This window comes from Nocardia heshunensis (genome assembly GCF_054782115.1).
The window spans coordinates 1,263,539-1,286,570 of sequence record NZ_BAAGTC010000004.1; the positions used below are offsets into that span (position 1 = coordinate 1,263,539).

20 protein-coding genes are annotated in these 23,032 nt (G+C 68.8%); 6 read left to right on the top strand and 14 right to left on the bottom strand.

Features of this window, described 5'->3' with window-relative positions; translation table 11 throughout:
• Positions 1–54: 54 nt before the first annotated feature.
• A complete protein-coding gene (locus ACYVN4_RS18485) occupies positions 55–1,458 on the top strand; it encodes a M1 family metallopeptidase (protein ID WP_460722571.1) in 1,404 nt (467 codons plus the stop codon).
• Positions 1,459–1,482: 24 nt separating this feature from the next.
• Here the strand turns inward: ACYVN4_RS18485 and ACYVN4_RS18490 are convergent, their stop codons facing one another.
• The 7 genes from ACYVN4_RS18490 to ACYVN4_RS18520 form a co-directional block, all read right to left on the bottom strand.
• Complete coding sequence (locus ACYVN4_RS18490; RefSeq protein WP_460722573.1) at positions 1,483–2,127, bottom strand: LysE family translocator; 645 nt, start codon at positions 2,125–2,127, stop codon at positions 1,483–1,485.
• A 93-nt stretch (positions 2,128–2,220) separates the two neighbouring features.
• Entirely contained in the window at positions 2,221–3,147 is a 927-nt protein-coding gene (locus tag ACYVN4_RS18495; RefSeq protein ID WP_460722575.1) for a zinc-binding dehydrogenase, read from the bottom strand.
• A 94-nt stretch (positions 3,148–3,241) separates the two neighbouring features.
• A complete protein-coding gene (locus ACYVN4_RS18500) occupies positions 3,242–4,429 on the bottom strand; it encodes a pyridoxal phosphate-dependent aminotransferase (protein ID WP_460722577.1) in 1,188 nt (395 codons plus the stop codon).
• 94 nt (positions 4,430–4,523) lie between these two features.
• Entirely contained in the window at positions 4,524–6,842 is a 2,319-nt protein-coding gene (locus ACYVN4_RS18505; protein WP_460722578.1) for a helicase-associated domain-containing protein, read from the bottom strand.
• A 142-nt stretch (positions 6,843–6,984) separates the two neighbouring features.
• Entirely contained in the window at positions 6,985–7,182 is a 198-nt protein-coding gene (locus ACYVN4_RS18510) for a hypothetical protein (RefSeq protein ID WP_460722580.1), read from the bottom strand.
• A gap of 143 nt (positions 7,183–7,325) precedes the next feature.
• Positions 7,326–7,958: a transglycosylase family protein gene (locus ACYVN4_RS18515; RefSeq protein ID WP_460722582.1), complete on the bottom strand. Its 633-nt coding sequence runs from the start codon at positions 7,956–7,958 to the stop codon at positions 7,326–7,328.
• A gap of 428 nt (positions 7,959–8,386) precedes the next feature.
• Positions 8,387–8,617 carry a hypothetical protein gene (locus ACYVN4_RS18520; RefSeq protein ID WP_460722584.1) on the bottom strand — a complete coding sequence of 77 codons (231 nt, stop codon included), beginning with the start codon at positions 8,615–8,617 and terminating at the stop codon, positions 8,387–8,389.
• A gap of 183 nt (positions 8,618–8,800) precedes the next feature.
• Here ACYVN4_RS18520 and ACYVN4_RS18525 point away from each other — a divergent pair, with 183 nt between their 5' ends.
• Entirely contained in the window at positions 8,801–9,253 is a 453-nt protein-coding gene (locus tag ACYVN4_RS18525) for a cold-shock protein (protein WP_460722761.1), read from the top strand.
• A gap of 77 nt (positions 9,254–9,330) precedes the next feature.
• Here the strand turns inward: ACYVN4_RS18525 and ACYVN4_RS18530 are convergent, their stop codons facing one another.
• From ACYVN4_RS18530 to ACYVN4_RS18540, 3 genes are all read right to left on the bottom strand, one after another.
• A complete protein-coding gene (locus ACYVN4_RS18530; RefSeq protein WP_460722586.1) occupies positions 9,331–9,927 on the bottom strand; it encodes a DUF2771 domain-containing protein in 597 nt (198 codons plus the stop codon).
• Positions 9,928–9,943: 16 nt separating this feature from the next.
• Positions 9,944–12,127: an MFS transporter gene (locus ACYVN4_RS18535; RefSeq protein ID WP_460722588.1), complete on the bottom strand. Its 2,184-nt coding sequence runs from the start codon at positions 12,125–12,127 to the stop codon at positions 9,944–9,946.
• A 174-nt stretch (positions 12,128–12,301) separates the two neighbouring features.
• Positions 12,302–13,096 (bottom strand): glutaminyl-peptide cyclotransferase, encoded by a 795-nt coding sequence (locus tag ACYVN4_RS18540; RefSeq protein ID WP_460722590.1) that lies wholly within the window; start codon positions 13,094–13,096, stop codon positions 12,302–12,304.
• Positions 13,097–13,113: 17 nt separating this feature from the next.
• Between ACYVN4_RS18540 and ACYVN4_RS18545 the strand changes: the two genes are divergently transcribed.
• Together ACYVN4_RS18545 and ACYVN4_RS18550 are read left to right on the top strand one after the other, a co-directional pair.
• On the top strand, positions 13,114–14,127 hold the full coding sequence (locus ACYVN4_RS18545; protein WP_460722592.1) for a DUF3027 domain-containing protein: 1,014 nt from the start codon (positions 13,114–13,116) through the stop codon (positions 14,125–14,127).
• Between the two features lie 243 nt (positions 14,128–14,370).
• Positions 14,371–17,628 carry a sacsin N-terminal ATP-binding-like domain-containing protein gene (locus ACYVN4_RS18550; protein WP_460722763.1) on the top strand — a complete coding sequence of 1,086 codons (3,258 nt, stop codon included), beginning with the start codon at positions 14,371–14,373 and terminating at the stop codon, positions 17,626–17,628.
• Positions 17,629–17,776: 148 nt separating this feature from the next.
• On the opposite strand, the gene ACYVN4_RS18555 is transcribed toward ACYVN4_RS18550, so the two are convergent.
• Positions 17,777–18,391 carry a TetR/AcrR family transcriptional regulator gene (locus ACYVN4_RS18555; protein WP_379354200.1) on the bottom strand — a complete coding sequence of 205 codons (615 nt, stop codon included), beginning with the start codon at positions 18,389–18,391 and terminating at the stop codon, positions 17,777–17,779.
• 168 nt (positions 18,392–18,559) lie between these two features.
• Positions 18,560–18,802: a DUF2530 domain-containing protein gene (locus ACYVN4_RS18560; protein WP_460722594.1), complete on the bottom strand. Its 243-nt coding sequence runs from the start codon at positions 18,800–18,802 to the stop codon at positions 18,560–18,562.
• Between the two features lie 69 nt (positions 18,803–18,871).
• On the opposite strand from ACYVN4_RS18560, the gene ACYVN4_RS18565 reads away from it, so the two are divergent.
• Entirely contained in the window at positions 18,872–19,309 is a 438-nt protein-coding gene (locus ACYVN4_RS18565) for a MarR family winged helix-turn-helix transcriptional regulator (RefSeq protein WP_460722596.1), read from the top strand.
• 46 nt (positions 19,310–19,355) lie between these two features.
• On the opposite strand, the gene ACYVN4_RS18570 is transcribed toward ACYVN4_RS18565, so the two are convergent.
• Positions 19,356–19,763: a YccF domain-containing protein gene (locus tag ACYVN4_RS18570; protein ID WP_460722598.1), complete on the bottom strand. Its 408-nt coding sequence runs from the start codon at positions 19,761–19,763 to the stop codon at positions 19,356–19,358.
• Between the two features lie 183 nt (positions 19,764–19,946).
• Between ACYVN4_RS18570 and ACYVN4_RS18575 the strand changes: the two genes are divergently transcribed.
• Entirely contained in the window at positions 19,947–21,611 is a 1,665-nt protein-coding gene (locus ACYVN4_RS18575) for a hypothetical protein (RefSeq protein ID WP_460722600.1), read from the top strand.
• 21 nt (positions 21,612–21,632) lie between these two features.
• Here ACYVN4_RS18575 and ACYVN4_RS18580 read toward each other — a convergent pair whose 3' ends face one another.
• Positions 21,633–22,841: a GNAT family N-acetyltransferase gene (locus ACYVN4_RS18580; protein WP_460722602.1), complete on the bottom strand. Its 1,209-nt coding sequence runs from the start codon at positions 22,839–22,841 to the stop codon at positions 21,633–21,635.
• Positions 22,842–23,032 lie beyond the last annotated feature (191 nt).

The following is a 23,032-nucleotide window of genomic DNA, read 5'->3' on the forward strand; positions in this document are numbered from 1 at the left end:
ATTAGCATCGGCGAGACGGATAGTGATGCCGACGATAAGGGGTGCTGGGAACGCATGAGGTCGAACTGGCGGTACATGGTGGTGGGGGCGGTACTGCTGGCGGGCGCGAATGCGGCTCCGGCGCAGGCGGATTCGGGTGATCCTTTCGCGGGCGCCGCGGGCGCCGGGGATCCGTACTATCCGATGGACGGCAATGGCGGCTACAACGCGAGCCATTACGACGTCACCATCTCCTACGATCCCCCGTCGCACCAGATGACCGGGTCGACCCGCATCGACGCGGTCGCCACGCAGGCGTTGCGGACCTTCAACCTGGATTACAGCGGCCCGCAGATCTCCAAGGTGACGGTCAACAACCTGCCCGCCTGGTTCGATCGCACCGGCGAGCACGAACTGGTCGTGACCCCGATGCTGCCGCTGCTGCCCGGGCTGCCGTTCACCGTGCAGGTCGACTACGCGGGCCCGGTGACCGGCACCGACGGCGAGGGCTGGGTGTTCTCGCCCAGCGGCGGGGCCTTCGTTGCGGGCGAACCGCATTCGGCCAGCAGCTGGTATCCGCTCAACGACACCCCCACGGACAAGGCGACTTTCACGCTGCACGCCACCGTGCCGCAGGAGTGGGAGGTGATGTCGGGCGGTGACAAGGTGTCCGACACCGTGGCGGGCGCCAACCGCACCGTGTCCTGGGAGATGCGGCAGCCGGTGATCGGCTATCTGACCACCATCGCCATCGACAAGTTCGAATTCCTGGAACAGCGGCGCGCCAATGGAACTCAGCTGCTGAGCGCGTTCGCGCCGGACGCGTTGAAGGCCAAGGACATCGAGTCGCGGCTGCCGGAGATCCTGGACTTCCAGGAGGAGCTCTACGGCCCCTATCCCTTCGATGTCGCGGGCGGCATCTTCGTCGACACCGACCTGAACTTCTCGCTGGAGACCCAGTCGCGGCCCATCTACGCGCCCTGGACCGACCTGGACACCGTGGTGCACGAGATCACCCACCAGTGGTGGGGTGATTCCATGTCGGTGAAGCAGTGGTCGGACGTCTGCCTGAACGAGTGCTTCGCCAGCTACACCGCCGACTACCTGTGGCCGGAACGCAAGGACGGCAAGGACGTCGACGCCATGTACCGCGACACCGTCGCGAAATACCATGACGATCCGAAGTTCTGGGAGATCGCGCTGCAGAACCCGGGCAAGGGCAGCGAATTCACCTCGGTGTACTACCGCGGGCCGCTGTTCCTGCACGCCTTGCGCCGCACCATGGGGGACGACGCCTACTTCCCGGCGGTGCGCGATTTCGTGATGGGGCACAAGTACGGGAACGCCTCGATGCCGGAGTTCCGCCAGTTCATGCAGACCCGCACCCCGCACGATCTGACGGGTTTCTTCGCCGCCTGGCTGGACCGGACCGACCGGCCCGCCGACGAATTCCTCTACCCGGGCTCGCTGCGCTCCTGACCCGTGGGGTCAGTAGCGTGACCGTCAGGCCGGGAGCGGGCGGGTGCGGTCCGACAGCACCAGGGCGGCCATCGCGCCGAGCACGGTCCCGGTGACCAACCGCTGGGCGCGCAGCCAGAGCGGCCGTCGCGCCAGGAATGTCGCGATCGCTCCCGCACTGAGCACGATGAGCCCGTTCATGACGACGGCGATGCTGGTCTGCACGCCACCCAGGATCAGGCTCTGCAACCAGACCCGGCCGTGCGCGGGCACCACGAACTGCGGAATCAGTGCCATGTACAGCACGGCGATCTTCGGATTCAGCAGGTTGGTGACCAGCCCCATGGTGAACAGCCGCCGCGTCGAATCCGGGGCCAGTTCGATCGGGGCGAACGGCGAAACGCCGCCCGGCCGCAAGATCTTCCACGCCAGATAGAGCAGATAGCCCGCCCCCGCCACCTTCATCGCCAGATACAGCGCGGGCACCATCGCGAAGACCGCGGTGATCCCGACGGCGGCCGCCACCATGTACGTCCCGAATCCCACCGCCACGCCCGCCAGCGACACCAGCCCGGCCCGCCGCCCCTGGGAGATGGTCCGCGACACCAGGTACATCATGTTCGGCCCCGGCGTCAGCACCAGCCCCAATTCCGCCGCCGCCACGCCCAGTACCGCAGTCGTTTCAATCACGCGTCCAATTTTCGGCCGCGCCTTCGGATTTTGTCGCGGGCCACTTTCCGCCGACTGGACCGCCCGGCGAGGGCCGCGGGGTGAGGTGAGGCGTCAATCGACCAGGGTGAGCACTGCCTTGCCGTGCAGGGTGCGGGATTCGATGGCTTCGAAGGCCTTCGGGGTTTCGGTCCAATTCAGGGTGAGGCCGATATCGGGGGTGAGCCGGCCGCCGGCGACCAGGTTGGCGAGGATGGCCAGGTCCTCGCCGAGGGTGTCCTCGGGAACCGGGCTGATGAAGCCGACGATGTGGGCGTTCCAGCCCTGGGCATAGAAGTCGGCGAGGCGGAGTTCGGCTGCGCCGCCGAGGTTTCCGTACCAGGCGAGATGGCCGCCGGGGGCGAGGCGGCGTACGGCCTGGGCGGTCAGGTCGCCGCCGATACCGTCCAGGACCAGGTGGAAGGGGCCGAGTTCGGGGTCCTCCAGGGAGGTGACCGCGTGGTGGGCGCCCAGCGCGAGCGCGTCAGGGATGCGGTCCGGGCGGCTGACCAGGGCGGTCACGGTGGCGCCGGCCGCCACGGCCAACTGGACCGCGAATTGGCCGACACCACCGGTGGCCCCGGTGATCAGGACCTGGCGGCCGAGCAGCGCCCCGCCGACCCGGACGGCCCGTAGCGCGGTGATGCCCGCGATCGGCAGCGCGGCGGCCTGCTCGAAGCTCACCGAATCCGGCAGTACCGCAAGGCGTTTCACCGGCACCGGGATGCGCTCGGCCCAACCCTCCCAGTCCAGGTAGCAAACCACGCGCGCACCGACCGCGGGCCCGGACCCGTCGGCGGCCGCCGCGACCACCACCCCGGCCACATCCTGTCCCGGCCGCCAGCCGTCGGGTCGCCGCCGAATCAGATTGAGTTCGTCGTGGTTGATGGCGAAGGCGCGGACCTCGACGATGACCTCGTCCGGCCGCGGCTGCGGCTCGGGCAGTTCCGCGTCGAGGCGCAGCCCGGCGGGGCCAGCGGGATCGGTGATGTAGCCGAGCATGGTGCGTCCGTTCGTCTCTCGTGGTGCGACAACGGCTCACAACCGTACGGCCTGCCCGATCATTCCGCAGCGCGGAGCATCCGGCAGGCAACCCTCAGCCGAGTGCCTCCGCCGCATGCCCGGCGCGCAGGCGGCGGACACCCTCGGCAATGGTCTCCTCCTTCTTGCAGAATGTGAAGCGCACCAGGTGATTCCACGCGGCCTTGTCATCGGCGAACACGCTGACCGGAACTGCCGCCACCCCGAGACGTGCGGGGAGTTCACGGCAGAAGTCGTAGGCGTCGCTCGCGCCCAGCGGGGTGATATCGGCGCACACGAAATAGGTGCCGTCACTGCGCTTCACGCCGAACCCGGCCTCGGCCAGCGCGGCCGAGAGCCGAAGTCGCTTCTCCGCCAGGGTGTCCCGCAGTGCCGCCACCCACTGCTGCTCATTGGTCAGCGCGTGGGCGATGGCGGGCTGGAAGGGGCCGCCGCCGACGAAGGTGAGGAACTGCTTGGCCGCCAGCACCGCATCCAGCAGCGGCGCGGGCGCGCACGCCCAGCCGATCTTCCAGCCGGTGACGCTGAACGTCTTTGCCGCACTGGAGATCACGACGGTGCGCTCGAACATGCCGGGCAGCGTGGACAGGCTGATGTGCTCGTGCCCGTCGAAGGCGAGATGCTCGTACGCCTCGTCGGACAGGACGTACAGGTCGTGTTCGATGGCGATCTCGGCGATGGCGGTGAGGTCGGCGCGCGAGAGCACGGTGCCGGTCGGATTGTGCGGTGAATTCAGCAGCAGCAGACGGGTTTTCGGAGTGATCGCGGCACGCAGGCTGTCCAGGTCGAGGGCGAACCCGTCACCGTCGGCCACCAGCCGCGCCGTGCGCCGTTGCGCCCCCGCCAGCGCGATGGCGGCCGCGTAGGAGTCGTAATAGGGCTCGATGAGCACCACGTCGTCCCCGGGCTCGACGAGTCCCAGGATGGTGGCCGCGATGGCCTCGGTGGCCCCGACGGTCACCAGCACCTGGCTGTCCGGGTCGTAGTGGGTGCCGTAGCGCTTGGCGCGGTCCGCGGCGATGGCCTGCCGCAGCGCGGGCACACCCCGGCCGGGTGGGTACTGATTGAACCCGTCGGCGATCGCCTGCCGCGCCACCTCGAGCATGCCCGCGGGACCGTCGCTGTCGGGGAATCCCTGCCCCAGGTTGACCGCACCGTGGCGGACGGCCAGTTCGGTCATCTCGGCGAAGATCGTCGAGGCGAACGGCTGCAGGCGGGCGACGGTCGGAATGCGGGACGGCATGACCGGAGGATAGTGAATCGGGCAGCCCGGGTCTCGAACGGGCACAGCTGTGACCCCTCCAGGACCTCGTGACGGGTTCGATTCCTGGCGATTCTTATTCGACGAGCGCGACCGAGGCGATCCGGTGCAGCGTGAAATGCCGGACCGCACCCGTCACCGGGTCCAACGCATCGAGTTGCCCGCCACCCACTTTGAGCGGCTCCACGACACGCTGAGTGGCCACACCCGACGCGTCCACATAACCGATGTGGACCGGTCGCCGGGTGCGGGCGGCGAGTTGCAGCAGATTCAGGGTGGCGACGGTGCTGGTGCGGGAGCCGTCCGACCGAACCGCCTGCCCGGGGCGGGCATTGGCGGCCCGCTCGCTCGCGCGCAGTTCGGCCACCAGCGATTGCAGCTGCTCGGTGCTCGGCGGGTTGGGCCGCCAGGCCGAGCGCTGCTGCGGGCGGGCGGGCAGCCGGGCACCGCGCGGCCGCAGGTCCACGATGGCTCCGGCGGAATCCTCGCCCGCCGGGCTGAACCCGGCCGCGCGCAGGCGTTCCAGCACTTCGCCCAGGGACGCCTGCGAGATGGCGACGGTCGGCGCGACCGCGCGCAGCGCCAGTTCCCCGGCCACCGGTGCGGCCAGCACCTCGGCCAGCAGCGCCGGATCCTCGCTGCGCACGAAACTCTGCGCCATGCCCGCGCGCAGGCGGCCGTGGCGGCGGGCCACATCGTCGATGAGATACGACAGCGACTGCGGGACCGGGGTGCGGGAATGGGTGAGGAACAGGTTGTGCAGTTCGGCGGCGGTGGCTCCGGCGTCCAGGGCGCGGCGCACCGACAGCTCGCTGACCCGGTACACCGTTGCCGCACCGGCCGATTCGATATCGGTGACCAGTTCGATGCGATCCCGCAGCTCGGGGACGAGCGGGCCGGGCGCGATCACGGTCAGATCCGCCTGCACCAGGACGTGATCCACGGGTTCCGGCAGCGCGATCGCCATCTCGGACTCGGCGTCCTCCGGACTGCCGTGCAGCAGTGCGCGGCCCGCCGAGGTGATCGCGCCGCGCGCGACCACACCCAGCGTTTCGGCTTCCGCCAGCGTGCTTTCCACCGCTTCGAGCCGGTAGTGCCGCCGTCGCCGCGGCTGCCGCCAGGCCAGCACCCGGCCCAGGTCGGCCGCGACTGGAACACTGGTGCCGGGCGGGAATTCGGCGAGCAGTTCGAGCAGGGCGCGCCGATCGCGGACGGCGTGCACGGTGCGCAGTTCCGCCGAGAGCGCGGCCAGGGGTTTGTCATTGGCGTCGCGCAGGCCGATCATCCACGGGAAGCGGTCCAGCTCCAGCCACGCCTGCGCGAGCACCACCCAGCGGCGCGGCGGCACCACGGCCAGCCAGGCGTCGGAGGTGGTGGTGGGGGTCCAGAAGTCGTCGGTGCCGTCGCCCTCGGGGGCGGGTTCGGGGGTGCCCTTGTCGAGCAGTCGGGCCGCGACCAGGATTTCGGCCAGCAGGCCCAGCCGGTTCTCGTCGATACCGGTCTGTTTGGCGACGCGGCGCAGTTCCCGCACCCCGAGGCCGCCCGACCGCAGCACCGGGGCGGGCGCCCGGCCCAGCACCTCGAGCACGGAGGCGCTGTGCCGCAACAGTTCTCCCACCTCGCCCGCGGCCGCGGCATTGACATCGGCGGGGGCGAACTTGGTGGTGTCCGGGCGCGGCGGGGTGAGCGCGTGCGGATCGGTGACCGGCTCGTTGCGCAGCGACTGGCCCACCGCCACCGGTATTTCGACGGTCTCCTCGTCGATCCAGTTCAGTAATCGCCGCGCCAGCAGCCGCTGCACGGGCCGGTCCTCGGCGGTGCCGGGCGCGGCATCGCGGGTGCGGCCGCGCGGGCCGGTGGTGGCCAGCTTCTCCAGCAGTGCCCGTTCCTGCGGCGTGGATTCGGCCAGCGCGGCGACGATTTCGGGTTCGGTGAGCGCGTCCGGCAGTTCGGTGGTGCTGCCCAGCGGCCAGGGCAGCGCCTCCTGCGCGGCGGGGCTCAGTCGCAGGCCGGTGTCCGGGCCCCAGACCAGGGCGCGGGTGCGCAGTTTCAGGAGCGCGGCATTGACGGTCGCCGCGGGAACGCGATTCGACAGCAGTTTCCGCAGTGTCTTGGCGGGCAGCGGCGCGCCGTGGCGGCCGTCCGCGGCGCCCTGCACCACCAGGGTTTCGATGATCGCGAGATCGAGGGTGTCGAGCTCGTCCCCCGCGCGCAGCACCGAGGCGCGCTGTTCGGTGCGCGCGGCCAGCACCGCCATCGAGGCGGGCAGTGGGACGGCCAGATCGGGCCGCAGCTCCAGCAGCGTGACGAGATCCTCGTCGGTGCGCTTGGAAAGCCATTCGGCCAGTGTCGGATCGGTGCGCGCGGCCGTCGACTCGGCTTTGGTTTCGGTCACTTCACCCGATCCATGACAACGGGGGCACAGAGTGGTGCGACCGCCGCGGAGACCAGGCGGGCCGGATGGCCCGGAGTCGATGGCGCGGCGGCCGCCCGGAAACGAGCGCCGTTAACCGCATGGTTGTCGGTCGTGCGTCGGATCAGCGGTTGACGACGGTGTGCGGGTGCACGTAGGGCAGCTGATCGACCGGAAGCGGAAACTCGGTGTCCTCGCCGTACGGGGACAGACCGCCGGAGCGGCTCGACGAGAGCTCGGTGACCGCGTGATCGCCATTGGCCATCTCCGGCCAGCCATTGTCGACATAGGGCTTGTTCGATTTGTTCACCACGCCGCTCATTCTGGCATGCCCCCTACAAGACCGCCCGCTCCGGCACCCGGAAGTTTGCCCCCGGCACGGCGTTCCACCAGCTACCCCGAAATCACGAATGCCCCACGTCGGCGTTGACGCGGGGCATTCATGGGGAGGGAACGTGGGGTTGCCTACTGGGGGAGCAGGCCCTTGTTCGCCTCGAAGAAGTTCACGATGGCCGGATCGAGGTTGTTGTTGGCCTTGGTGGCGTTGAGGAAGTCCAGGGCGGGCTGGGGGATGTTGATGCCCTGGGACTGCGCGACCGCGATGGCGCGGTCCACGGCCTGGAAGACTTCCTGGTTGCCGTTGGCGCCGCCGCCGGGGCCGGCCTGCTGCTGCGGGGCCCACTGCGGGGTCTCGGAGGCGGCGGGCGCGGGGGCGCTGCGCGGGGTGGAGCCGCTGGTGAGGCCGAGGCTCGAGGAGCAGGAGGGCCAGGCGCCCCAACCCTGCGTGGCGAGCACCTTCTCGGCGACCGCGATCTGCTGCTCACGGCTGGCCTGGTTGGCGGTGGGGGCGTATTCGCCGCCGCCGGCCGCGTTCCAGGTGCCGGGCGAGAACTGCAGCCCGCCCTGGAAACCGTTGCCGGTGTTGATACCCCAGTTGCCGCCGGCTTCGCACTGTGCGAGGCGATCCCAGTCGGAGTCGGGTGCCGCGCTGGCGTTACCTGCCATGGCCACTCCGGCGCCGCCGAGGGCGATGCCCGTCAGGGCAACCTTGGCGACGGTGCGGCCGGTGTTGGTCGGCTTGCGATGGCGTCCACTCATTTTCGGGTCTTTCCTCTCGTACGCGCCTTCGAGGATGACTACCGGGGTCGAACTGAGAGGTCGTCCGGCCCGGCGCACGGGATGTGCGCTGTCCTCGTCTTCGCCCCTGATTCCAGTTGGGGGTCCGTACCCGCGGGGCGAAGTTCGGTGCGGCGGGCCGGTGGCGCCGGGCTGACCCGGCTGGTGGAGAACATTACGGCGACCGCCGCGAAAAGTCTCCATTTGGTAACCGTCGTGTCTGTCCGGGTCGCTAACCGGCGCAAGGGGTTCCGGATGGCTTCTGTGCAGGTGGTCACGGCGAGTCTCGGCCGATAGGGGTCTGTCACCGCTCTGTGACCTTCTCGTTATGTGACGAAGATCACAGGCATGCTCGGGTAACGAACTGGGCAATCCCGGTGTCGTCCGGTCGCTGCCGGGCGGGGTCGTCGCTAGCGCGACCGCCGACCGGACAGCAGCGCGAAGACGATCGCGAGCAGGAACCCGAGCGGCGCGCACATGGCGAGCAGGTACAGCCACAGCCCCGGCTTCGAATCGGTCAGCCCGGCGACGCCGAAGATTGCGACAACAGCCAGCAATCCAATCGTGAACAGGCCCAAGGCGATATAGAGCAGCCAGCCCGCCGAACCGCGCGGCGACTGCTTGGAAGAGGTGTCGGACACCTCCAGACCGTAAAACTGATGTGCTCGGGCTATCCACACCGGGGTAGACTCGAGGACTATCGCGTCCTGCATAGCTGTGTGGGGCGCGTTCTTTTCGCAAACGGAAAGGTTGCGGGTGCGCACACCCGTGGCCACGACTTGTGCCCGGCGCGCCCGGGCTTGAATGACGAACGGGTGAGCGCAGTGCCGACCGGCAAGGTGAAGTGGTACGACGTCGAAAAGGGCTTCGGCTTCCTTTCCCAGGATGAGGGTGAGGACGTCTATGTTCGATCGTCGGCGCTGCCCGATGGTGTCGAGGCGCTCAAGCCGGGACAACGAGTGGAATTCGGAATGGCCGCGGGTCGCCGTGGCCCGCAGGCGCTTTCGCTGAAGCTCCTGGAGACCCCGCCCTCCCTGCGCGACGAGCGTGGCGAGCGCGGCGGCCGGGGTGAGCGCGGTGACCGCCGCGGCGGGCGCAACGACGCCCCCCTCAACCGCAAGGAACCCGAGGAGCTGCACGGGCTCATCGAGGACATGATCACGCTGCTGGAAACCAAGGTCCAGCCGGATCTGCGGCGCGGAAAGTACCCGGACCGCAAGATGTCCCAGCGCATCGCCGAAGTGGTGCGCGGCGTGGCACGGGAACTCGACCACTAGCGTCGACGACGACTACGAAAAAGGCCCCCGGTGAACAACTTTCACCGGGGGCCTTTTTCCGTTCGCGGAGAGGCGATTCACGCCGCCGTACGGATCGACCAGATGGCGTGCGGCACGTAGCCTTCCTGGCCGTTCTCGTCGCGGGCGGGCACCGGGAGCTGCAATTCGATACCGGCCAGCCGCAGGCGCGGGTCGGCGGGGGTCTCGATGGTGATGGCGCGGCAGTCCTTCAGCGACTCCGTGGGATTCGCCGGTTCGGCCGCCAGCGGGCTGGGCACCTGGCAGGACTTCTCGACCTGGTCGCGGTACCAGATGGTGCTCTGCGCGGCCTGGCCGTTGGGCAGCGCGTACACGATCGCCATTCGCCATGGCGCATCGACGATTTCATTGGGCAGCGACAGCTGCAGCGGGGAGCCCGGCGGCACGTTCAGATCCGAGATGGCCTGGCTGTTGTCGCAGTTGTCGAACTTCAGCTGGTTGTTCTCCGAGCGCACCGTGCAATACATGAACGGCCGCACCGTGACCGACTTGCCGTGCGCGTAGGCGGTGACGGCGGGCTCGGGCTTGTCGGCATGGCGTACGGCGATCGTGACCACGGCGGCCACGGCCGCCACGAAAACCAGCAGTGCCGCTCCTACCAGGGCGACGATCGTGCGGGTTCGGGTTTGGCTCACCGGGATGTCCTGTCCGTCATGTGGTGGGTTCGCCCGCGCCGTGCGTGGCGGGGATCTCCTGCTTGGCGTGCTGCGGTCGGTTACCGCCCAAACCGGGCAGTAGCGAATGCCCACGGTAGCTGACCACGGTTTGGATCAAACCGAGCGCCATGACACACGAGACGGCCGTGAAACCGATCCACCAGGTGGGTGTGATCAGGACGCCCATCGAACCGCCGATCACCCAGGCCAGCTGCAGCACGGTCTCCGAGCGGCCGAAGCCGGACGCGATGGATTCCGGGGGCAGGTCGTCCTGGATGGAGGCGTCCAGCGAAACCTTGGCCAGCGCACTCGCGCACGCCGCGACCATGGTCGCGAGGGCTGCGCCCAGCAGGTTGCCCATCAGCGCCGCCACGATCGCGGCCGCCACACAGGCGATGGTGCAGCTCAACACGATCAGTTGCGGGCGGCCGAGTTTCATCCGCGCGCCGGTGGCATTGCCGGTGAAGTTGCCGATGGTGGCGGCCGCGCCGATCACGCCCAGCATGGCGATCTGCTGCACCGGCCGGTGCTCGGTGGCCTTGGCCACGAACGCCCCGTAGAAGGTGAGGAAGCCGGTCAGCACGCGCACCGTGCCATTGCCCCACAGCCCCGTCACCACCGAACGGCCCAGGGGCTGACGGCGTTTGCTCGGCTGCACCTGGTCGGCCTTGCTCGGGTCGAGGACCTCGGTGCGGGCATCGTTGCCGTGATAGCCGATGGTGGCGGGGACTTCGCCCTCGGTGACCTCGACCCAGGACGGGATGCGCAGGCTCAGCAACGCGCCCGCGGCCGCGAGCGCGGCGGCGAACAGCAGCGCGCCGGTGGAGCCGGTCAGCTTGGCGGTCAGGGCGGCCACGCCGCCCGCGCCCAGGGTGCCGCCGACCAGACCGAACACGGTGAGCCGGGAATTGGTGCGCACCAAGTCCATTCCCGGTGGCAGCACGCGAGGCGTGACCGCGGATTTCAGCACCGAGAACGACTTGCTGAGGATCATCATGCACAGGGCCAGCGGGTACAGCGCCCAGTTGTCGATATTGAAGATCAGCAGCATGGCGATGAACACCCGCAGCCCGAACGACCCGGCCAGCGCCACCCGGCGACCGCGTTGCAGCCGGTCCAGCATCGGGCCGATCACCGGTGCGATCACCGCGAACGGCGCGATGGTGATCAGGAGATAGAGCGCCACTTTGGTTTTGGATTCGGCCGTGGCGCTGGCGAAGAACAGCGTGTTGGCCAGGGCCACCGCGATCGCCGCGTCGGTCGCGAAGTTGGCCATGGTGGCGTAGATCAGCGCGGTGAGACCCGACTCCTCCGCGCCGTCGGCCTTGGCCGCGCGCTGGAAGGTCGCGAAACCGCTCTGCGTCAACTCGATACTGCGGCGCGCGGCGACCCGGGTGACGGTCAGCTTGCGCGGCGGTTTGTTCAGGCCGGCGCTGTCGTGGGGGTCCGCGCCGGGCTCGGCCGAATGCGCTCGAGGATGAGCCCCTTCCGCGTATCGCGGATCGGTGTAGCTGTCCCGATCGTGGTCGGGCCGGGTCGGATACTCCCCGCGACGGACGGTCGGCGCGGAGTCCGGCTCGTAACGCCCGGATCGGGTCGTGGCGTCCGGGTCGTACCGCTGGGGGCCCGGCGCGCGCGAGGGTTGTGAGTCGGGTCGGCCCGTCTCATGACGGCTCGGCGGCTCGTTGTGGTGCCCGTGCTTGGGGTCGGGGGTGTGTCCGGAATCCGGGTCGTAGCGCACCCGCCGGGTGGAGCCGAAGTCGTTCGGCTGCTGCCAGGTTGCCGATTCGCTCGCGGCACCCGAGGGGGAGTGCGTCTCGTACGGCTGCGTCGGCGGCTCGCCACGGTGGGCGGACTCGGCCTTGCTCTGGCGGCGGCGTGCCCAGCGCGAGGTGCGCCCGGCCGACTCGTCACCCTGGTCGCGCGCGGATTCGCCACCGCCGCGCCGGGATTCGTTACCGCCGCGCGCGGGTTCGGAGCCGCTACGTGCGGATTCGCCGCTGCCGCGCCCGGATTTGCCGGTGCCGTGCGGTGGTTCGCCGTGCGCTCCCGGCTGCGGAGCTGGCGTGCGGCGGGTGAGGAATTCCGGCACCTCGGGCTCGTCGGAGGCAGGGCCGGGTCGCCGGCCGGCGCGGTTCGCGGGCGGATAGCGGTCGTACCCCGGGTGCCTGTCGATCATGGGAGAGTCCTCGTCGCCCCAGCGACCAGGGTCGGCACCGGGGTCACGGGGAGGAGTCACGCACCCAATTCTTGCAGTGCTGCGGGTCGGCGGCTGCACTACCGCCGGTGTGGGCCGCCACAACTTCCGTTCGGAACCGGTATCCGGGCCGGTCGGACCCCGGGTGCGCGCAGGTCAGGCCGGAACGAAACGGACTTCGTAGGAGGTCGGCCATTTTTTGCCGGTGAGCAGAAAGTGATCGGTGCCGGGGATGTCGGCGATGCCGTTGAGGACATCGGTGTCGGGGGTGCGGGCGCTGGCGGGGAGCAGCCCGGAGCCATCGATCTTCGCCAGCACCTCGCCGGTGTCGGGGTTGATGCGCAGGATGGTGTTCGAGGGCCAGGCATTGGCGTAGACGGAACCGTCCGGTGCGCAATCGAGTTCGTTGAGTTTCGCGTCCTGGTGGCTGGTGAGCGCGGTCGTGCCGGTGATCGCGAAGGTCTGCGGATCCCGGAAGGTGAGCGTCGCACTGCCGTTGCTCATGACCACGCGATGGTCGCGGGCGCACAGTCCCCAGCCCTCGCCGTCGAAGCGGGTGCGGCGGATCTCGGTGAGCGTGGCCGGGTCTCGCGCGATGGCGATGCCGTCCTGGTAGGTGAGCTGCCAGAGCAGGTCGCCGACCCGGGTGATGCCCTCGCCGAACAGGGGCGCGGGCAGCTCGGCGCGGGCGAGCTCGGTCCCGGTGGCGAGATCGGTGGCCTGGATCCAGGAGTGTCCGGACAGTCCGGTGCTCTCGTACAAGACCGAGCCGTCTATTTCTAAGCCCTCGGTGAACGCGCCCGGATCGTGCGGCCTTGTGGCGACGACTTCCACGCGCAGCTTCGGCGTGTTGTCGCTGCTGGTGCAGGCCGTCACGGCCGCGGCCAGTGCCAGGGCAGCGGCCAGGATGATCGTGGCGGCCGCTACCGGTGCACGGTGTTTGCGCTCCATACGGCAAAATGTAGGACGTGAGCGCGGTTGGAGTTTCGGAGTCCGGTGTGCGGCCGATCCTGGCGGAGGCGGTCGAGCTGGCCCGCCGTGCGCTCCTGGATCTGGAGCCGATCGGGGTGGGCGCGCATCTGGGCGTGACCGCCGAGGACGAATCCTCGGCGACCCACCACTTCAAGGCCACCCTGCCCGGCTATCACGGCTGGCAGTGGGCGGTCGTGGTGGCGGCTCCGCCGGAGGCCACGGTCGCCACGGTGAGCGAGTCGGCGCTGCTGCCTGGCCCGGACGCGCTCGTCGCCCCCGATTTCATTCCGTGGGAGCAGCGCATCCGCCCCGGCGATCTTGCGCCCGGCGATCTGCTGGCCCCGCCGCTCGGCGATCCGCGGCTGGTGCCCGGCTATCTGGCCAGCGGCGACCCGGTCGTCGACGAGGTCGCGCTCGAGCTGGGTCTCGGCCGCTCCCAAGTCCTTTCCCGCGAGGGCCGCGAGGACGCCGGTGAGCGCTGGTTCTCCGAATACGGCCCCGATACCGACATGGCCCGCGCCGCACCGTCCACGTGCGGCCTGTGCGGCTTCTACGTGCCGTTGGCGGGTGCCCTGCGCGCCGCCTTCGGCGTCTGCGCGAACGCCATGGGCGCGGACGGTCGCGTCGTGCACATCGCCTACGGCTGTGGCGCGCACTCGGACGTGGAGCTGCCCAGCGGCAATGGCTCGCCGCTGTACGAGGCCTACGACGATGCCGCCGTGGACCTGATTCCGATCGCCGAGCTCCGCCCGGAAATCGTCACGCCCGCTCCGGAATCCGTTGCTGCGGATGAATCCGGCGCGGAGTCCGCCGATGTCGTCGTGGACACCGCCGCCGAGATCGCGGGCGAGGTTGCCGAGGTCGCGCCGGTGGTTGCGCCCGAGACGTCGGTGGACGACGGGGTCGCCGCGCTGTTCGAGGTGCCGGATCCGGATTCGGTGTACGACGATGCCTGGGCCGTGACGGCTGTGCGGGTGGAGCCCGAGTCGGGGGCTTCGGAGGCGCGCTGACGCCCCGCGGCGGTAATCTGCCGCGGCGTCCGTGCATTCGCGCGGGCGCTCGGTGGAAATCACGGCCCGCCGCCGTGTATCCGGCGGATCTGTGTCGGAATTCTGTGAAATGACCGGATGCTTGGCTTTGGTGTGCCTGAAAACCGTTCGGGGTGCCATGAAACCGTTGTGCGGGAAGGGGTGTAGGGCGTGATCGCGACCGATCTGGGGGATCCGTTCGGGACCGAGGCGTTGCGGGCCGGGGTGGTGGCCGCCTGGCGCGGATCGCCCACCCGCCTGCGGGAGGACGCCGCGACCGAGGCCGATCTGGTGCGGTCGGGCTACCGTGACCGCCTGCTGACCGAGCTGGCGCAGAACGCCGCCGACGCCGCCCTGAAGGCCGAGGTGCCGGGCCGGGTCGCGGTGTGGCTGGACGGCCGGACCCTGCATGTCGCGAACACCGGTGCACCGCTGGATGTTTCGGGTGTGCATGCGCTGACGGCGCTGCGTGCGTCCGGCAAGACGCTGGACCCGTCCGAGGGTGCGACCGTCGGCAAATTCGGTGTCGGCTTCACCGCGGTGCTGACCGTCTCCGAGGAGGTGGAAGTGCGCTCGACCGCCGGGTCGGTGCGTTTCTCCCGGGCCGAGACCTGGGCGCTGCTGGGTGTGCAGGGCATCGAGATCCCCGAGACGCCGGACGGTTTCGAACCGCCCGCGCTGCGCCTGGCCTGGTCGCTGGCCGAACGGCCCGCGGCCGGTTTCGACACCGAGATCGTGCTGCGGCTGCACGAGCACGTGGACACCGTCGCCCTGCTCGCCGAGATGCGCTCCGAGGCGGCCGAGCTGCTGCTGGAACTTCCTGTGCTGCAGAGCATCAGCATCGGTGACGACGAGATCTCCAGCGCCACAACCGAACTCGACCACGGCTTGACCGAACTGCGGATCACCGACTCGAATTCCGGTGAGCGCGTGTGGTGGCAGTTCCGCACCGAGCGGGCCCGTTGGCTGCTCCCGGTGCGCGACGGCCGTCCCGTCGCCACCCACCCGGACGTGCTGCGCGCCCCCACCCGCTCCGACGAGGAGCTGTCCGTCCCCGCCCTGCTCATCGCCGACATCTCGATGCAGCCGGACCGCCGCCGTCTGCTTCCCGGCGCGCGCCTGACCGAACTGGCCACCGGCTACGCCGATTTCGCCCGTGCCCTGCCGCCCCGCGACCGCCTGGTCCTGGTCCCGCTCCCCGGCTTCGCCCGCAGCGAGGCCGACAGCGCCCTGCGTGAGGCGCTGATCGCCGAGCTTCGCGACAACGAATGGCTCCCGGTGCTGGTCGGCCAGCCGGAAGCCGCCCCCGAAACCGTTGTCGCCCCGCTCGATTTCGACGCCGAGTTCGGATACGTCGACGCGAGCCACGCTGCGGCTGCTGACGTCGATGCGGCCGTCGCGTCCCCGGACGAGGCGGCGGCCGAAGGGCTTGCCGATCCGGCCTCGAGCGGCCCCGGGAAGGTTCCCGGCCCGGCCGGGGCCGCCGCCAAGCCCCGCTCCGCCCGGGTCGAACAGGACACCCTGCCGCTGTGGGATCTGCCGGAACAGGACGAATTGCCGTTCGGTGCAGTGGAACCCCACGACGCCATCGGGCCGCACGATGTGGTCGCGGGCTTCGCGGGAGGCGAATTCGGTGCGGCCGCCGAGTCCGATCGGGAGGCCGAGCGGCACCAACTCGGTGAGATCGGCGGACCGGACGCGGGGCTGGGGATTACCGGCGAATCTGGGCTGGGGATGGCTGTGGATGAATCGCCGCTGCCCGAATTCGACGCCGTGGTCACGCATCCGAGCGAGGCCCGGCTGGATCCGCGGGGCGCGGTGGCCTCGCCGCGGCGAGCTTCCGTATTCACCGGTGCGACCGTGGAATTGGCGGAGCTGCTGGCGGATATGGTGGGGCCGCTGGTGATTCCGGAGTTGTCCGGGCGGATGTACTCCGACGCGCTGGCGGTTCTGGATGTGCATCGCATCGGGCTGGCGCGGATCGCGGAGCTGTCGAGCAGCCTGGAACGGGAACCGCAGTGGTGGTATTCGTTCTACGACGGGCTGGATGCGTTCGCGACCGACCCGCTGTCGGTGGAGGAGTTGGGCGCGCTGGCCGTGCCGCTGACCGACGGCCGCCTGGTCACCGGTCCGCGCACGGTGGTGCTGGACGACCGGCTGGAGTCGGCCGTGCCGGTGCACTGGGCGCGGCTGGTGCATCCGGAGGCCGCGCACGAGCTGCTGGGGCGGCTGGGCGCCCGGCCCGCGACGCCGGAGGATCTGCTCAACGATCCCGGCCTGCAGGCGGCGCTGGAGGACGACCCGAGCGACCCCGACACGGTGGACGCGGTGCTGGGTCTGGCCGCGCACAGCCTGGCCGCCCCCGGGACCCTGCCGTCTTGGCTGGGACTGCTCGAATTGCCCGATGTCGCAGGCGAATCGACGCCCGCCGACGAGCTGCTGCTGCCCGGCGCGCCCCTGGATCGGGTGCTGGTGGAGGATTCGCCGTTCACCACCGTCGACGCCGACGTGCTCGAGCGCTACGGCCCGGAAGCCTTGCGCGCCATCGGTGTCGGCTGGGGTTTCACCCTGGTCACCGAATCGGATCCGACCGGCCCGGACCATCACCTCGACGACGAGGAAACCTGGTGGGACGGCCTGACCGACGATCCGGCCGAACTGATCGCCGTGCGCGACCTGGATCTGGTGGACGACGGGGAATGGCCGGAAGCCTTGCGGCTGTTGCTGACCGACCCCGCCACCCGCCCGCTGCTGGCCGACCGCGACGGCTACACCGCGTGGTGGCTGCGCCAGCACGCCCACATCGACGGCATTCCGCTGGGCCTGATGCGGCATCCGGACGACACCTTGTTCGCGGGTCTGCTCCCGCAGCTGCCGGGCTTCGAGGCGAACGATCTCGCGGTGCTGCGCGGCGTGCTCGCCGATCCGGAGGTGCTCACCACCGCCCTCGCCGAGGAACTCCTCGACGCGCTCGCAGATCCGGCCAGATTGCCTGTGCCCGAGTCGATTTCGCAGACCTACGCACTGTTGGCGGAGGCCCTGGAATCCGGCCGCCTGGACGCCGGTGAACTGGTGTTGCCGGGGCAGGTGCGCGCCCTGTCCGGCGAGGTGATCCCCGCCGCCGACGCCCTGGTGCTGGACCGCCCGTGGCTGGGCCCGGCGCTGCCGGTGGACCGGCTGGTGGTCGGTGACCTCGCGACCGCGAATTCCCTTGCGGCACTGCTGAATCTGCCGCTGGCCTCGGAGGCCGTCACGGCCGAGGTGGCGAGCAGCGGCCGCCGGACCACCTGGGCGGCCGAACCGCTGGGCGTGCTACTGCGCACGCAGTTCGATTTCACCACGCCGTCGGGCGAATTGGAGGTGCACGACGAGTTGCGCGTCCGGTTGACGGGCGCCTACGAGGCAACCGTCGCGGTTGCCTGGTGGCGAGAGGGCGAAGTCACCCACGTGCAGGCGCAGCCGCAGAACTTCTCGCGTCGCTGACCGCTCGTCATCCCGGCATGCTTTTGGCCGGGATCCACACTGCGGTAGTGGATTCCGGCCAAGGGCACGCCGGAATGACCGGGTGGGGCTGAAATAGGACCGGCGCGGGCATTCCGATGGCCCGCGCCGGAGGGGAATGGGGCCCGGGTCAGGCCGAGTGGGCTGCCACGGTGGTGGCGAGGATGTCCAATTGCTCACGGACGGCGGCGCTGTCGTTGTCCACCAGCCACCGCAGCACGATGCCGTCGATGGTGTTGAGGATGAATCTGGACAGGGTGCCGACCGGAACGGTCCACTGGGTGCCGGTGGCTTCGCGCGCGTGCTCGCAGACATCGGCGACGGTGGAGTCGTTGAAGGTGTATTGCTCGCGGGCGATGGCGAGTTTCGCCGGGGTGGCTTCGCCTTCGCGCAATGCGTAGGTGGTGGTTTCGTAGGTGAGCAGCTGGCGTTCCGGGGTGGCTTCGATGTTGAGCCACATGAGTTCCAGGCCGGCGCGCACCAATTGTTGAAGAGCTTCTTTTCCGGTTCCGACGTCCTGCCATACCGCTTCGTTGGCGTCGACGGAATCACGCAATTCCATCGAGAGTGCCTTGACCAGCTCGGTCATCAGCTGATCTTTGTTTTCGAAACAGTAATGCACCACACCAAGGGAAACACCGGCTGCCTGGGCAACATCGCGCGTGGTAACTCCTGCCACGCCCTTCTTTTCGGCAAGGCCGATGGCCGCCTCGATAAGGTGGGCCCGTCGTTCTTCGACGCTCAATCGGGAGGACACTCCAGGGAGTTAAGCGTCCGCGACGCGTGCAGTCAATTCGCACGCTCCGCAAGTTCGTTTTCCGCAGTCGGTCTGGACCGGCGGTCTGCCCGGCATTCCCGACATTCGTTACGCCAAGGCGGAGTTTGTAAAGACTCGGCGCGGGCGGTAAACCCGTCAGTCCAAGCCGAGCTGCGCGCCTTTGTCGCCGCGGCGCGCACCCCGGCGCTGAATGGCGAAGATCGTGTAGGCGAGCAGCCCGACCCCCATGCCCATCAGACATACCGGACGCGCGGTCGCCCAGGCGTCATTCGCCCACACCGCGATCGTCGCGATCAGGAAACCGATCGAGCCCACGGCCAACACGGGGCGCGGGTCGGTGAAGCGCGGGGGAATCTCCGGCACAGGCGGCGTGGTCACCCCACCAGACTAGTGGGCCGCACGCGAACAGCCGACTCGCACGCGAACGGTCCCGTATCGTTTGCCTCTGTGACAACGCCTTCCGACATTCGAGCGCTCGCCGGTGAACTTTCGCTGGCGGTGGTGCGCTTGACTCGGCATCTGCGGGGCCGGCGGGCCGATGCCCAGATTTCGCTGACCCAGCTGTCCGCGCTCGCGACGCTGAATCGGGAAGGTGCCATGACCCCGGGCTCGCTCGCGGCCAAGGAGCGGGTGCAGCCCCCGTCGATGACCCGGGTCATCGCGTCGCTGTCGGAATTGGATCTGGTGGAACGCAATCCACACCCCACCGACGGGCGGCAGATCATCGTGTCGCTGTCGGAGGCCGGGCGGGCGCTGATCCAGGACGAGAACCAGGCCCGCGAGGCGTGGATGACCGATCAGCTCTCGAACCTGAGCGTCGACCAGGTGAAGGTGCTCACCGAGGCGGTCGGCATCATGAAGCAGATCGTCGACGAGTCCGAATAGCAGACCCAACTCTCGGGACTCTCAGGGGCTTCCCCTGAAACCCCTTTCACCCGAAACGGCGGTCGCTGTCTACGATTTCGCGTCCCAAGGGGAACAGGGAAACCGGGATCAGCTTGAGATTGGCCCAGGCGAACGGGATTCCGATGATCGTGATCGCGAGCGCGATACTCGTCATCAGGTGACCCAGGGCCAGCCACCAGCCCGCCACGATGATCCAGATGATATTGCCGAGCATGGAGCCCACGCCCGCGCTCGGCTTCTCCACCGCTTCGCGGCCGAACGGCCACAGCACGAAGTTGGCGATCCGGAACGACGCGATGCCCCACGGAATGGTCACGATCAGCACGCAGCAGATCAGTCCGGCGATCACATAACCGATGGCCATCCAGAAGCCGACGAGCACGAGCCACAGGACGTTGAGTATCAACTGGATGGGTTTCACAATCCCCAGCATGCCAGCGCCCGCCGCTGCTCCACCACCGGGAAAACCCTGACTTCACGCGTCGGGGTCTCGCCCATATCGGGTGAAATGGCAGAATCGTCCGTTTCGTGAAACGGCTCACTGTTAATCTCTCGCTATCTTGACTCGCCCAGCTCTAACTCTGTTTTCCCATGCATGAGAAATCGGGAGCGCATCTTGAGCAAGACAAAGCGACTATCCATCGGCGCGCTGGCGCTGGTCCTGGCGGCGTCCGGCGCACTGGCCGCCTGCAGTAGCGACGACAAATCCTCCGACTCGGGATCGACGACGACCGCGAAGACCGGCGGCACCGATTCCGGTGTACCCTGCAACCCGTACCTCGCGGCGGACAAATACGCCATCACCCACGTCGACTCGGGCCAGTCCGACAGCTGGCCGGATCCGGTGCCGCGCGGTACCTTCCATGTCGACCCGAGCCAGATGCCCCGCGTGCCAACCGGACCGGTCAACATCATCACGCTGGCCTCGACCCAGCCCAACCACTGGTGGATCTCCTCCACCGCGGGCGTCCGCTACGTCGACGCCTCGGACGACGGTTTCAAGCTGGTCGCCTCGGCGGATGCCCCGGGCGTGCAACCGATTCCGCCCGAGGCCCTGGACAAGGTGCTGAACCAGAGCTTCACCGACGTCGGGCAGATCGAGTCCGCCATTCGCGACGACTGGAACGGCGCGACCTGGCAGCGCATCAACAATGGCGTCTACAGCCTGGCTGACAAGGACAATCACGTCTACTTCGTCACCCAGAACTCCGAGATCGTGGAGTTCGGGCTGAAGAACAAGGACAAGCCGGAGGACGGCGTCGAGATCATCAAGCAGTTCGATTTCAAGCCGTACCTGAGTACCGCGACCACCTCCCTGGGCATCCCCGAGAACATCGTCGGTGTCGGCATGACCTACGACGGACATCTGACGGTGCTCACCTCGCGATCCCTGGCCGTGCTCGATCGGGATATGAGCAATCCACCGCAACAGGTCCGCTTCGGTGACGACGAGACCGTCTCGAACTCGATGGCCATCGACGAGTACAACGGCATCTACGCGGCGTCGGACCGGGTCATGCGCAAGGTCGTCTGGACCGGATCGAAGCTGTCCACCGACGAGGCCGACGGCGCGTGGTCCTCGCCCTACGACTTCGGACGGCAGCCGCCGGCGGTCAAGTTCGGCACCGGCACCGGCTCCACCCCGACCCTGATGGGCTTCGGCAAGGACAACGACGAACTGGTCGTCATCACCGATGGTTCCGACCACATGCATCTGGTCGCCTTCTGGCGCAACAAGATTCCCGAGGGCTTTCAGCAGAAGCCGGACACCAAGTCCAACCGCATCGCCGATCAGATCGGGGTGACGGCCGGGCTGCCCGATCCGCTGCCGGAGTTCATCCAGAGCGAGCAGTCGGTGGTGGTGAACGGCTACGGCGCGTTCGTGGTCCAGAACATCGGCGGCGGTGGGGAACCGGATCGCCTGGTCGATGTGCTGGCCAACGGCCCGGTCGCCGAGCCGCCGCACGGGATGCAGCGCTTCGAGTGGGACACCGCGGGCCACAAGTGGAACTCGGTATGGACCCGCGGCGACGTCGTCTCCACCTCCATGGTGCCCGCCGTCTCCACCACCTCCGGCCTGGTGTTCGTGAACGGCTACAGCAAGGCCGACGGCTGGGAGGTCACCGGCCTGGACTGGAAGACCGGAGAGACGGTGCACCGCACCATCTTCGGCCAGTCCAACCTCGGCAACGGCGCGTACGCCCTGGTCGAAGCCTTCCCGAACGGTGACCTGCTGTTCAACAGTGTGGGTGGCCCGTTCCGCGCCAAGCTCGCCAAGTAGGCCGAGCTCTCCGGGCAGTAATCAGAAGAACCAGCCGAGCTCCGCGTCCCGATCCGAGGCGAAGGCCTCGTCGAAGGCGCGGAGCTTTGCTGTGTCCTTGGCCTGAATACGGTTGGCGGCGGCGAAGACCCGGGCCTGGTACGCACCGAAGTAGAGGCTGCCCAGGACGTCGATGCCGAGCTCGAGATCCGGGGTGCGATCGGTGCGCTCGCATTCGGCGACACCGTCACGCACCCGCAGCGCGAAACTGCCACCGGCGTTGCGGAACGGATCGTCCACGGACAGCACCACATCCAGATCCCGCTGGTAAGTGCGGGCGGTGAGAGCGGCGGGGACATCCATGATGCGGGCCCACAGCGTGTCGTGGCGGCCGGTTACCCGCACCAGGCGGGGATTGGTCACCAGCCAGGGGAGTGGGTCGTGCTCGGGAAGCTCCGCCTCGATGGTGTCCACCAGATCCAGGCTCAACAGCACCCGCCACAGCGCGACATGCGCTTCGGGCGTGATGGCCCGCAGGTCACGCACGGTCGCGGTGTTCTTGCCGCCCGCACTCCAGGTACGGCGCAGAATCGCGTAGCCGTCGGGGTGGACCAGGAAAAACAGGGGAGAGCCCTCCTCCTGCTGTACCGCGTCCGCGAAAACCCGCTGCTGCCAACGGGCTTCGGGCTTGGCCTGCGCGGCCGGGACGAGTCGCCGCCAGCGGTCGTAGATCTCGGGCAGCCGAACCTTGGCCTCTTCCAGTGAGACCACCTGTACGCCACCGGGGTCCGGTGTGGTGGAACGGAATTCGGCGCTGCGGCCGCGGATCGAGACCTCGTTGACCACGACGGTGGGCCCGTAGCCGAAACGGCCGTAGATGGTGCCCTCACTCGCGGTGAAGATGGTGAGCGGCAAGCCCTCGGATTCGGAGCGGCGATGCATCTCGGTGTAGAGATCACGCAGGATGCCGCGGCGGCGATGCGTCGGAGCGACCACGACGCTGGTGATGCCGGACGCCTGCACGGTGCCCCCGCCCGGAACCGTGACCGTCATGACGCGGTCGTTGGCGTGGCCGACAATGCGGTCGCCGTCGGCGGCGACCAGTGCTCGTTCGGTGGGAAAAACCTGATTGCTGTATTCCAGATCGGCCGGTCCGACCCGCATTCCGAAGCAGATCTCGGAAAGCCGGATGATCTGCGGCCGCTCCTCTGCGCGCGCCGAACGCACGGTCGAACCATTCGTCGATGCCATGCCTCGAACATCCCACGAATTTCGGGTGTCCGCACCCCGATTTTCTCCGGTGTCACCTGCCGCCCCCGCCGCGGTAGGTGACACCGGAGTTCGGGTCCCCCGTTCCCCCCCCTGCCCCCGTTTCCCCCCTCGGATCCCGTTCCCCCGAACGTCCCCCGGATCCCTGTCCCCCTGATTCCCCCCTTGTTGCC

Coding starts and splice junctions, on each gene's coding strand:
- ACYVN4_RS18485 (WP_460722571.1), top strand. CDS start 55: ATGAGGTCGAACTGGCGGTACATGGTGGTGGGGGCGGTACTGCTGGCG.
- ACYVN4_RS18495 (WP_460722575.1), bottom strand. CDS start 3,147: ATGCTCGGCTACATCACCGATCCCGCTGGCCCCGCCGGGCTGCGCCTC.
- ACYVN4_RS18500 (WP_460722577.1), bottom strand. CDS start 4,429: ATGCCGTCCCGCATTCCGACCGTCGCCCGCCTGCAGCCGTTCGCCTCG.
- ACYVN4_RS18510 (WP_460722580.1), bottom strand. CDS start 7,182: ATGAGCGGCGTGGTGAACAAATCGAACAAGCCCTATGTCGACAATGGC.
- ACYVN4_RS18515 (WP_460722582.1), bottom strand. CDS start 7,958: ATGAGTGGACGCCATCGCAAGCCGACCAACACCGGCCGCACCGTCGCC.
- ACYVN4_RS18535 (WP_460722588.1), bottom strand. CDS start 12,127: ATGATCGACAGGCACCCGGGGTACGACCGCTATCCGCCCGCGAACCGC.
- ACYVN4_RS18540 (WP_460722590.1), bottom strand. CDS start 13,096: ATGGAGCGCAAACACCGTGCACCGGTAGCGGCCGCCACGATCATCCTG.
- ACYVN4_RS18570 (WP_460722598.1), bottom strand. CDS start 19,763: ATGCTGGGGATTGTGAAACCCATCCAGTTGATACTCAACGTCCTGTGG.
- ACYVN4_RS18580 (WP_460722602.1), bottom strand. CDS start 22,841: ATGGCATCGACGAATGGTTCGACCGTGCGTTCGGCGCGCGCAGAGGAG.